Here is a 10775-nt window from a genome sequence, read left to right as displayed (position 1 = left end):
CACCAATGGATATTGCATCTATGTCTGAGACTGTTGCATTTATTAAAGAGCACATTGAAAATAAGGTATTCTTACAGCATGTTGTTGTTAATGTAGCTAAAATAATTAATATGCAGCATGATGAGCAACTTGCACAATCGGTTAAGGAATGTGATTTAATTAATATTGATGGAATGGGCGTTGTTTTTGGAGCTCGATTTTTAGGATATAGAATTAAAGAAAGAGTGGCTGGTGTGGATTTATTCTTCGAGTTACTTAGTATGAGTTCTGAAAATGGCCTGCCGGTATTCCTACTCGGTGCAACAGACGATGTCGTTAATTTGACAGTTAAGAATATCCATTCGTCTTATCCTAATTTAAAAATAGCAGGTTTTCATAATGGCTATTTTTGGGAGAAAGAGAAAATAATTGTTGATAAAATTAAAGAGTCTGGAGCTAGATTATTATTTGTTGCAATTACTTCACCAAAAAAAGAAAATTTTATTAATAAGTGGAAAGACGACTTGGGTGTCGACTTCGTCATGGGTGTTGGAGGTACTTTTGATGTTGTTGCGGGTAAAGTAAAGCGTGCTCCCACTTGGATGCAACGAGCTGGATTAGAGTGGTTGTATCGAGTTTTTCAGGAGCCGAGAAGAATGTGGAAACGCTACCTAGTGACTAATAGCAAATTCTTATATTTATTAGTGAAAGCTAGATTTTCTAATCATAAGTCGAAACTTTAGATATACTTGGAAATCATATTTTCGATAAGCTGCCACAATTAAAGTGGAAATAAAAAAATATCTCACATTTAATACATCTCACCTTTAAGACAAAGTACAAGGCCTTTTGAGTTGAAATCACTTGCCTTGCTATTGATAATTCTGATTGTTCTTAGTTGTGCGGATAAGAAATAGCTCAGATATTGCTGATGGCTATCTCAGAACACTATATTTTCATTTACTTATGATAAAATAACATACCAGAGAGGGGCGATTCCTCATGAAGAATTTGAAATATTTCACTATTGCTTTCGGCTTAATCTCGCTTGGAAGTACGGTGGTACAAGCAGCACCAATCGATTCAGAGGCTGAAGGATGTATTATTAGTCGTGAAACTGGTGCTAAATACTGTTTAAAGCCTGGTGAGCGATCCGGCTACTCCTTACCGCAGTGGATATATAATCATGCCGTTGATGTGCTGGCACCTAGCGGCATCTCCGTTATGCTTAGCGATTGGGATAATTTGTCATACAACCGCCTAGCAATGTTTGATGGTTATACCGGTAATGATGAACTTAAAAATGTAAAAGCTTATAATGGGCAGATATTAGATTTTTCACATCCTCGTTCAATGCGTGTGCTTGCTTCAGACACGTATCCAGAAGCCTGTATTATTAGTCGTAAGAGTGGGGAGCGTTTTTGTCTCAAAGAAGGAGAGCGCTCAGGTTATTCTCTGCCTGCCTATATTTATGGGCATGAAGTTGATGTGGAAGCTCCGAAAGGTTTAGGGGTTATGCTCAGTGATTGGGATAATCTTTCCTATAATCGCCTTGCAGTTTTTGGTGGTGACACAGCAAGCTCTCTGCTCAACGCGGTTAAAGCCTATAATGGTGAAATTCTTGATTTTTCGCATCCTCATTCGATGCGCGTCGTTCCTTATACCAAACCAATAGATGTTATTGAAACAAACTTGAAATGGTCTTGGGAACGTAGCCAGTTCAAACCTGAATTTAATCAGGTTATGGCTACACCAGTGGTTGCACAACTCAATGATGATAATCATGATGGTAAGATAGATAATAATGATGTTGCTGACATCATTGTTGTTACATTTGAAAGTAACAAATATAACGCGGGAGGTATTGTCAGAGCGTTAAGTGGCGTTGATGGTTCTGAACTTTGGTCCTACTCAAATGGCGGTATAATTGCGGATGCTCGCTATACTCCTGCAGTTGCTGACCTCGATAGTGATGGTTTGGTTGAAATCGTTACGACAAGTTTAAATAGTGCATATATCAACGTGCTTGATATTGAAGGTAATATCAAAAAACAAATCGAGAAGACAAAGACGGGCGGTGGTGCATCAGGCAATATCACTTTAACTGATCTCGATGGTGATTCCTCAGTTGAGATACTTTCTGCCGATGGGGTTTATAACTACGATACGGGTTTAGTATTTTCCCATTCTTGGACACCGTCTTCTATCAGTGGTGATTTTGATGGAGATAAAGTTCAAGAAATATTCATGAATGGTGACCTTTATAAAGCCGATGGTTCTTTAAGCTGGCAATATGATAAGAAAGATTTTGCATGGTTTTCTTCTCTTGTCAATCTTGATGATGATGAATTTCCTGAAGTTGTAGTGTCAGTTCCAGCTTCAGTGGCAACTGCGCAAAATAGCCGATTTGCAGTTTTAGAGCATGACGGTTCGGTGAAGTGGGAAATTAATAGTATGTCTAACCCTGGTGGTGGTGTTCAGGCGATCTCTAACTTCTTAGGTAAGAAAATAACGGAAACTAGTAAGTGGTCTCATGTGTTTGGTTACACAGGACATAGCACCGCATATACGATTTCTGTTAATAATTCTGACCCATTATTTGTTCGTTCTGGGGCCGCTATCGATGCTATTGGGATATCACGTAACGCTATTACTGGCGGTAATGGTGGTAGCTTTAATTCCCCACTTCAATTAAATCAAGTTGCTTCAATTGATATTACGTCGGGTAAGTATTGGTGGGGTGGAGAACATGTATTGGCTCTAGAATTCCATCTAAAAAATGGCTCTACAGTCTTCATGGGTTCCAAACATTATGCCTTTTCTAAAAAAACTGAACGTTTACAGATTCCAGAAAACAGCAGAATCCGTAATATCAAAGCATGGACTGCAGGTTGGTTAATCGATGGTTTGCAATTTGAGATAGTATCAGAGCAGGCTAACAACGATGTTAAAGGTATCGTACATGCTGGCTATACTGCGGTTGATATGTATAACAAAAATGGTGAATTAATTTGGTCTGTACCAAATGATGACCGCACTAGTGGTAAGATTGGCGTTTCTGCTTACGATTTTGATGGTGATGGTGTAGATGAAGTTATCGTTCAAGATCAAATGCGAGTTCGTATTTTAGACGGTCAAACTGGGAATGAAAGAGCTATTATAGCAAACTCTTCAGCGACCTTATGGGAATATCCTATTGTTGTAGATCTTGCTGGTGACAACAATGCAGAACTGATTGTTGTTGCTAATGATTTTGATAAAAACTATGTCGTTAATCATGGTGTGTTTGTTTATGAATCTGCTGATGCATCCAAACCTTGGGCCAGTGCAACTCGCATCTGGAACCAGCATGCTTTCCATCTGACGAATGTTACTCAAGATGGTGTAGTGCCTACAAATGCGACACCGAGTTGGTTGAGCCATAATACATACCGTTCGAGTACATTACGTGCAACGGGGGGGGGGGAGTCTCCAATTTTGGGTTACTCAAATACTCAGCAATCGCAACGTGTCGTGACGGCGGATAACCAGATGTATCTGCGTTCTGGTTTTGCGATCGATGCGATCGGCACGACGGCCAACAACTTGGTGGGCGGCCCGGTACAAGGTACTAACGGTGGTGTGCTAAGAGCACCGATTGCTCTTGATCAATTGCAGTCCGTGGAAGTCACCTCTGGTCTTTATAACTGGGGTGGTTACCACATAGTGGCGATTAAGTTCACGATGAAGGATGGCTCTAGCGTGTTATTGGGTTCAAGCCACTATGCGAGCAACAAAAAAGTTGAAACGTACACTGTGCCGCAAGGTAAACGCATCAAGCAGATTAATGTTTGGACTGGTGGTTGGTTAGTTGAAGGCTTACAGTTTGTATTCGATTAATTGATATCGTTTTAATTTAATAATTGAAAATCCCTCGAGATAATCGAGGGATTTTTTTATTAATCAAATTGCTCAGGACGTATACCATTCCTACTTAAAGCTGCGCGGTGTTGGATACATTCGTTTACCTGCAACTTAAAGTCGTTTTTATATATCAGGAATATTTTGAACGAGTGACCAGACTCGGCATTGAATTTGACCAGTGTCCCATCAATAAACACAGCAAGAAATAAAGTGTTGTTGCGGGAGCTTGAAGTGGGAAATCAACACTCATGTGTATCAACATACCAATAATAGCCATCATGGATGATAATCCGATCCCTTTCATCAATCTATTTCTGCGGTTTTTAAACGCATAAAATGCGCGTTGGGCGGCGACTAAGATCATTACACCTAATATCGAAACCATGACAAGGCCTGATTCTAATGTGAATTGGATGTAGTCATTATGAGCATGATCGTAAAACAGTTTTACTTTTCCTTGATTGTAGGAAGGAAAAGTGGAGTAGAAAGTACCAGCCCCAAAGCCAGTCAGAGGCCTTTCTTGTATTGCAACTAGGGAATATCTGACAACATCATCTCTTGATTCACTTTCCAAGCTAGTTTCAATAAGACGTTGTTTGACTTTCTCCAATCCAAACCATTGGCTCACGATGAACGTATCAATGATGAATAAACTGATTATAAGCACATAAACACTTTTGGGTTTCGGTTTGTAAAACAATAGCAACAGCACACAACCTACGGTTAGGGCGATAAAGAAAGCCATATTTCCCATTCTTGAGCGTGTTAAGACTAGTGCGATCACCATGATCACGAGCCCTAAACGAACAAAAGCCTTATCGGTTAGTAGCACCGCTAAAAATTGTTTAGTGATATTTCTCAATCCATTTTTATGTGAGCTATCGAGTTGCGCGATCAGTAAACCAAATCCAATGCAAAGATTCAGCATCAGAAAATTAGCTAAGTGGTTATGGTAAACAAAGCTTCCGGATGCTCTGTTACCTAGTGGTAGGTTGAAAACTATCGAATGATCTAGGTTGAGTAGCAAAATCACGCCAGCGTAAAAGCCTTGGCAAATTCCACTGCTAACCATGACTACTGCGAGAAGTTTTAATTTTTTAGGTGTGTTGATAAGGACAAGAGCAATAAGACAAAACTGGAAATAGTGGAGCGATTTGATTGCAGAGACAAAGACTAAACTAGGATCCTGAGTTATACCAAGTTGTGGAATACTTTGGATGAATGACCAGCAAGTGATAAGTGCGATGGGAATGATGACTAATTTTCCCTTTATCAGACAGTTTTTCCAGTGCTCAAAAGAGTAGTTGAATAAACAGGCAATAAGCAGCAATGCAATCCAGATTTCATTGAATGACCATGCTAATGGGCGATTACTACCTAAAGGTATGGGCAGCCAAAATATAAAAATGAGAAATATTGGGAAAATGGATTTTTCTATTAGACGCATACTATTAATATCAATTAAGAAGGGCAGGAATATACCTGCCCTAAACTGGATGAAAGCATCGAATTAAACGATCAGTTTGGTGAAGCGGTACCACCACCACTGCCATTGCCGGTTCCAAGTGTTGTGGTGTTACCTGGCACCGTTGCGACTGGAGGTAAGCCACCAGGTAAAGCCGATGGAGTACCTGCCGCTGTCGGTTCAGTAATGGTCGCTGGGTCAGCGCCACCGGAGATTGCAGCAACAATCACATCAGTTGAGTCCATTAAATCCATTGCAATAACAGCATCAACGATAGCTTGAGCTGACTCTGGTGATTTAGTTACAGCAAGCTGAATGACTTCAGAACGCATCTCTTGAGGTGCATTTTTAACGAGTATTGCAGTCAAAGCTGCGACTTGGTCACTCGATATATGGTCAAATACTGTATTGAAGATATCGAGTGCTAGTTGTGGGTGCAGAGTAGACGCTAGGTCCGCCATTTCTAGTGCCATGCTTGGGCATAGTTTCATCAAAGCTTGCAGAGAAATAATGGCATCGTCTGCTTGTTCTAGGCTGGCTCTTATTGTGTCTGTGGCCACTTTATGGTTTTTATAAAGTGAACAAGTAATTTCTGTTTCGGCATATAACCTTGAACTAGCCAGCAAAGCTGAAATAGCAATCCAAAATATCCATAGTGATTTTTTCATTGGTAAGTCCTAAAAGCCTACGATTTACTGTTGCGATGATTATAAGTGAAGTAGTACATCCAGTGATATCGTACTTCTGTTAATAAGGGTTCGATTCTCATTCTTAAGGCGTTTTTATGCGCGAGGTTGTCTTAGTTTGGAGCATAAGTTTGAAGATTGAAGTCTGCTAGTAACGTAATAGATTATTGAGGCCATTGTTATACCAAGTAAGCTTGCCCCTAAATCGAGCAAAGAGAATGATCGTGAACGCGATAACATTTGTAAACTTTCATCAATTACGCAACAGGTCGAGACGATAACTATGGCGAGAAATATGCTTTGTATAGGGGAAAGAGTGGCGGAAATTACTCGGATAAAAACCAAGGTAATGAATAGCGCAAGTGTAAAGTGGAGATAAATATCACCGCCGAGTGACTTTTCCAAAAATACCGGTATCTCAGCATGAATATTCAGTGTTTTTGCCAGTGATAGCGAAGCCGTACCAAGAGAAAGCAAGGCTAACATGAACAAGGCGATAGGCCGGTTTATTGAATAATGTTTTATCATCGAGATCACTCTAGCGCTCTCTTGCAGAGATTATTTTTCTCAGTATAACGTTGAGGGTTATAAATAATAGCTGCACAGGTAAATTTTAAGAGACCGTTTGATTTTAGATACTGGTAGGCTTCTCCTCGGCTTTGAGGATGAGCTAATGCTCTTGCGGCGTGATCAATAATGATAGTTCGCTGCGGCGCTGAAAAAATAGACCAATGGTTAAGGCCAATCTGGGAAAGTGTGTTGTTCACTTTGGGTGTAAAAGGCCCATATCTATTGGCTTGTGCAAAATAGAGATCAATATTTTCCCCTTTCAACTGAGTTTCAATCACCAATAAATCAGCCCATGTATCTGACCAAGTAGGTCTCAATAATGCACTTTCCAAGTAGGCATTTTTTGCATTGAGCAAGCGGCTCTCTTTACCTACATCATCGCTCAAATAGGCTTCCCACTCATAGACCTTACCCAGTAAATTGTGGTAGTGAGGATGGTCTCTGTGGTGCTGTATTGCCTTTAGTATCATGGCCTTTGTTTCATTCACTTGCTCTGAAGTTACACCATCACTGTGCTTTGTCCAGTAGTCGATGTTTCTTTCTGTTGCTAGCGCGTAAATGGACGCCGTCAAAAAATGAAATGCAAAATAGAGAGTAACGAGCGCAGTTAGCCCAATGCTCAAACGTAAAGCATGGGCTAAAAAAGGGTGATTCACGACCGTCATGGTTATTTTTCTGGGCCGTAATAGGATTGATATTGATGATAACCGCTATAATTAGAGGCTTTTTTGGTGTTCAGTTTGTTCAATATGACGCCATCAATTCTCGCTCCTTGCTGCGTTAAGCGTCCGACCACATCTCTAGCCACTTTAGTACGTGTTTGTGGAGCATTGATCACTAGTATGGTCGAGTCCACGTACTGCGACAGCATAAATGCATCACTAACGGCTAAACACGGAGGTGTATCAATCACAATTCTGCTATAGCGTGTCTTAAGCTCTTCGAGTAGTGAGGCAAACTTAGGCGAGGAGATAAGTTCAAGAGGATTGTCTGTCACGACTCCTGAAGTCAAAACATCAAGCCCTGATTCTTCATCGGTATAGAGACACTCTTCTATGGTATGCGTACCTATGAGCAAGTTGCTCATTCCTGGCTGTGAACCAGAGATGCCAAAACGGTGTGCAACCGATGGTTTTCTCAAATCGCAGTCAATCAGCAGTGTTTTTTCCATTTGTGCCAGTGAAAAAGCCAAATTGATACTCGAGGTTGTTTTTCCTTCCTCAGGCAGTGAAGAAGTAACCATTACCACATGATGCTCTTTGTTGGTGTTGGCAAGTAAATAACCAGTCCGAACGGTTCTAATCGCTTCTGTGAGCTCTCGGTGTTTCGAATCAAAATAGGTTTTTAGCGTTAGGGGGCCTCGAGTTTTAATTGCCGGTATAATACCGAGCAAGCTTAGTGATAACTGTTTTTCAACCTGTTTTATATCAAGGAATGTATCGTTTACCGCATCAGCAATGAAAGCAACAACACACGCCAAACCAAACGAAGCGACAAACGCTAACAATACAATCAGTTTACGATTCGGTTTACTTGGGGCGAGGGGCGGATTGGCAAAATCGGTAAAACGAGCAATCGTAGCATTAAAGTCGCTCGATGCACTGGTCTCTTTTTGACGACTTAAAAAGAGATCAAACAACTCTCGGTTTGTTTGGACTTCGCGCTTTAGCTCTGAATATCTTGCATTTTTTACGGAGAGGCTTTGAAACTCTGATTTGCGTTTCTCAAGTTCCCGGTGCAAAGAACTCTCTGCTTGCTTAGCAGCCTGTAACTCATTGTTGATCCCGTTTAGTAGCTGTTTTAGTTCGGAATTTAAATTGCGTTTAACAGAGGCTAGTTCGGCTTGTGCTGCTTTGAGTTTTGGGTGTTTATCTCCATAGCGTTTTGATAGTTCTGAAACTTTTCGCTCAGCTTGTACTTCTGCTAATTTAACATCTCGAATCGTCGGGTGGTTAGATATCTCAGGTATAGAAGCAAGTGCTGAAAGATCACTGTCTTGGCGGCTGTAAGTTTGTGCCACCAGATAGAGTGTTTCAGCTGCAACACGTCTATCTCTCGTTTTATTTAATTGAGAGGTGAGTTCTTCGAGTTCTTGAGATGCTAAGCTTTCAACGCCTTGGATATCGACCAGCCCCTCAGATTTCAAAAACGTTTGTAACTGAACTTCAGACTCTTTTAGTTTTTCTCGCAAATCACCCATCCGATTATTGAGCCAACTATTTGCTTTTAGTTCCACTTGAAGTTTATCTTCAATATGACTATCCATAAAGACATTACCAATTTCATTGGCAATTTGAGCTGATAACTTAGGATCTTTACTGGTGTAAAATATATTGACTAATTGAGTTTTCCGAATAGGACTGATTTCCAGCCCACTTTTGAATGCCTTAAGAACTAATCGATTTTCTCGGTAGTTTCTTTCTTCCAATGATATTTCAGTTGTTCCTTGTTTGAAGGACTTTAAAATCGGAAACCTCTCTTTAATATTTGTCATAACGTTAGAGTTTTGCTCACTTTCTGAGTTGAGAGAAAATTCTGGGTGACTGATGAGGTTAAGCCGTTTGATGACTTCCTCTGCAACTCGGTCTGATTTTAAAATCTCTATTTGAGTCAAATAGTATTCTTGGCTTTTGGTATCTAAACCATAGATGTCTTCAATCGAAACGGCTTTTGCTTGTTTTGATTCAATCAGCAAGGATGCACGAGCTGTATATTGTGAAGGAACAGACAAAGTAATCAACACTGCAATGGCTGTAACCATGGCAGAAAAAAGTAAAATACGCCATTTGTAGTTGAGAAGAATATTGAAATACTGACGAATATCAATGATTTCATCTGAATTCAAGCGAGGTTTAATTAAAGAGTTTTCCATACAACTACGTTACCTAAAAAAAGCTTTCTTCGACGGTGATGATGTCACCTGGTTGAATTTTATCAAGTAAGTTAACCTTTACAGGTTGAGCACTAGGTTCATCACTTGAAGAGATGTAGATCTTAGTTTTGGACGCTCGCTCTGTGAAGCCTCCCGCAATTGTAATGGCTTTGTTTACTGTTAATCCGGGGTAATATGGATAACTGCCTGAAGCTTTGACTTGTCCATTAATAAAGTAGGGGCGGTACATAACCACACTCACAAAAACATTAGGATTAATTAAATAGCCATCTAGTAAACCATCGTGAATTGCGGCTTTTACCTCTTCTGTCGTTTTACCTTTCAGTTTTATACGTCCTAAAAAAGGGTAATCAATCGTGCCACTGTCACTAACCCGAGTTTCAAGTGACAATTCAGGCTCGTCATATACTTGAATCCGAATTTGGTCTCCGACGCCTAGCTTATAGAAGCTCTGATTGGCCAATGTTGACCAAGAGAGGCAACTTAAAATAATGACTAAGAAGTACTTCATTGTAAGTTACATAACCCCTTCAATCGCAAAGTAATAAATATTTTGATCGTAGCTTAAATTGCTGATATTGGAATCTCTAGATTCAAACCCATAGCCGACCTTGAATGTTAACCAACGACGAAAATCGTAGCTTAACGATAACGACACTTTATTCGTATCGTCTGTACGTTCAGGACGAGTGTAAGTTTCGTTTAACAGTGAATAGTCAAGATTGGATGAAATAATATCACTCCAGTTATGCGACCAGTTAATAGCATAGGTTTTCGTGTCAATTGAATCTCCGGTACCATTTGTATCGGTTGATTTACGATTGGTTTTTAGTTGCACAGCAGAATAGGTTCGGATCAGATATGTAACATCGATATCCCATGAAAATGAGTTGAAATCTTCTCTAGAAGAAGACTCGTAATCTTTATGCTGTACACCAACTTTTGCACTACCTTGCAATTTGCCTGTCGCATCCCACGAAGTACCTACGTAGGTAAAATAGTGTTTGCTATCTTTGGTAGTTGAGCCAGGAGCTATCTCATCATAATGTCGGTCATTGACGACAAATTGAAAAACCAAGAACGTTTTGGGCAACGCTTTATAATAAAACGCACTATTAAAGCGTAATTCATCCCAATTTTGGTATTGAGTTATATTTTTGTTATTTTGGTAATCAAAGTTACTCCATCCAATATTGGTTTCTAGTCGGCCTTTAGCATCTTCACCACCAAGGCCATAGCCAAGGTTAATGTTATTGGTATTGTACTCATTGTGCGATAA

Annotated in this window: 8 protein-coding genes; 2 read left to right on the top strand and 6 right to left on the bottom strand. The window is 40.0% G+C overall.

Annotated features, from left to right (window positions below):
• Positions 1-722 (top strand): WecB/TagA/CpsF family glycosyltransferase (locus AACU59_RS00225; RefSeq protein ID WP_161437662.1); only part of this gene is annotated, 722 nt, incomplete at its 5' end.
• 259 nt (positions 723-981) lie between these two features.
• Positions 982-3858 carry a beta-prism lectin domain-containing protein gene (locus tag AACU59_RS00220; RefSeq protein ID WP_161437661.1) on the top strand — a complete coding sequence of 959 codons (2877 nt, stop codon included), beginning with the start codon at positions 982-984 and terminating at the stop codon, positions 3856-3858.
• Between the two features lie 154 nt (positions 3859-4012).
• Here the strand turns inward: AACU59_RS00220 and AACU59_RS00215 are convergent, their stop codons facing one another.
• The 6 genes from AACU59_RS00215 to AACU59_RS00190 form a co-directional block, all read right to left on the bottom strand.
• Positions 4013-5329, bottom strand: a complete 1317-nt coding sequence (locus tag AACU59_RS00215) for an O-antigen ligase family protein (protein WP_094145619.1) — start codon at positions 5327-5329, stop codon at positions 4013-4015.
• Between the two features lie 71 nt (positions 5330-5400).
• Positions 5401-6015, bottom strand: coding sequence for a hypothetical protein (locus AACU59_RS00210; protein ID WP_013857353.1), 615 nt, complete (start codon positions 6013-6015; stop codon positions 5401-5403).
• Positions 6016-6566: 551 nt separating this feature from the next.
• Positions 6567-7268, bottom strand: coding sequence for a VpsP family polysaccharide biosynthesis protein (locus AACU59_RS00205; protein WP_094145784.1), 702 nt, complete (start codon positions 7266-7268; stop codon positions 6567-6569).
• Positions 7269-7270: 2 nt separating this feature from the next.
• The gene (vpsO, locus tag AACU59_RS00200) at positions 7271-9475 is read right to left on the bottom strand and encodes an exopolysaccharide regulatory tyrosine autokinase VpsO (protein ID WP_161437660.1); all 2205 of its coding nucleotides are present in this window, start codon (positions 9473-9475) and stop codon (positions 7271-7273) included.
• A 13-nt stretch (positions 9476-9488) separates the two neighbouring features.
• Positions 9489-10007 carry an exopolysaccharide export protein VpsN gene (gene vpsN, locus AACU59_RS00195; RefSeq protein WP_017048006.1) on the bottom strand — a complete coding sequence of 173 codons (519 nt, stop codon included), beginning with the start codon at positions 10005-10007 and terminating at the stop codon, positions 9489-9491.
• Between the two features lie 6 nt (positions 10008-10013).
• Positions 10014-10775, bottom strand: a 762-nt coding sequence (locus AACU59_RS00190) for an outer membrane beta-barrel protein (RefSeq protein ID WP_161437659.1), incomplete at its 5' end; no start/stop codon positions are given.

This window comes from Vibrio sp. V23_P3S9T160 (assembly GCF_963886625.1).
GTDB lineage: Bacteria > Pseudomonadota > Gammaproteobacteria > Enterobacterales > Vibrionaceae > Vibrio > Vibrio anguillarum.
This window is presented reverse-complemented; position numbering and strand designations above follow the sequence as displayed.